The organism is Bradyrhizobium algeriense (assembly GCF_003062295.1).
Taxonomy (GTDB): Bacteria; Pseudomonadota; Alphaproteobacteria; order Rhizobiales; family Xanthobacteraceae; genus Bradyrhizobium; species Bradyrhizobium algeriense.
This window is the reverse complement of sequence record NZ_PYCN01000172.1, coordinates 1-776: the sequence shown is the minus strand read 5'-3', so window position 1 is coordinate 776 and position 776 is coordinate 1. Positions and strand designations below refer to the sequence as shown.

The 776-nt window shown below is 67.3% G+C and carries 2 protein-coding genes; one reads left to right on the top strand and one right to left on the bottom strand.

Annotated elements, in window-relative coordinates:
• A partial coding sequence (locus tag C7G61_RS42945; protein ID WP_190242286.1) for a transposase occupies positions 1 to 453 on the top strand: 453 nt, incomplete at its 5' end.
• Between the two features lie 63 nt (positions 454 to 516).
• On the opposite strand, the gene C7G61_RS46885 is transcribed toward C7G61_RS42945, so the two are convergent.
• Positions 517 to 776 (bottom strand): hypothetical protein (locus C7G61_RS46885; protein WP_420836854.1); only part of this gene is annotated, 260 nt, incomplete at its 5' end.

Genomic DNA, 776 nt, shown 5'->3' with positions numbered 1-776 from the left:
AGTTGGAGCCGGGTCGAGCGTATCATCGCTCGTGTGGAAGCGGGCGAGCAGGGCAGCGACACCCGGTTCATCGTCACCAATCTTGCCGGCGGCAAAGCCAGAACGCTCTATGAGCGGATCTCCTGTCGGCGCGGCACGGCGGAAAACCACATCAAGGCCTGGAAAACCCACCTGGCGGCCGACCGCACGTCGTGCCCTCGGGCGACGGCGAACCAGTTCCGTCTGTTTCTGCATGCGGGCGCCTATTGGCTGATGTGGGGCCTGCGCGCGAGGATGCCGAAGCGCTCGCTCTGGCGGCTGGCGCAATTTGACACCTTGCGGCTGCGGCTGATCAAGATTGCCGCCCGGGTGGTTGAACTGAAGACCCAGATCCGGCTGCACCTGCCGAGCGCCTGTCCTGACCAAACCGTCCTGCGGCTGGTCCTCGGCCGTCTGCCACGCCTCGTCACCTGACGAACGGGGCGCACACGCCCCCTGACCCGAGCCCTTGCCCGTCCACCTGCAAACGCGCCGCTCTCATCCGCCAAGCAGAACGCCTGGAGGTGGTGAGGACATGCCTGAAATCCGGTCAACTTTGCCAGCAAGGCTCGTACAGCCAATCTCAGATGGGGCGCCGTGAATTAACCGGCCTAGGTCGTGCGCCAGCAGCGGCACCGTCCAGCTCGTAGCCTGGTAGCCGCAGCGGCGCGGGTCGCGCGCCAGGGCCGCCGCCAGCCGCTGCGGCGTAAGCCTCGGGTGACGGCGAGGCCGCCCGCTGCGTGGCCGGTCGATCAGTG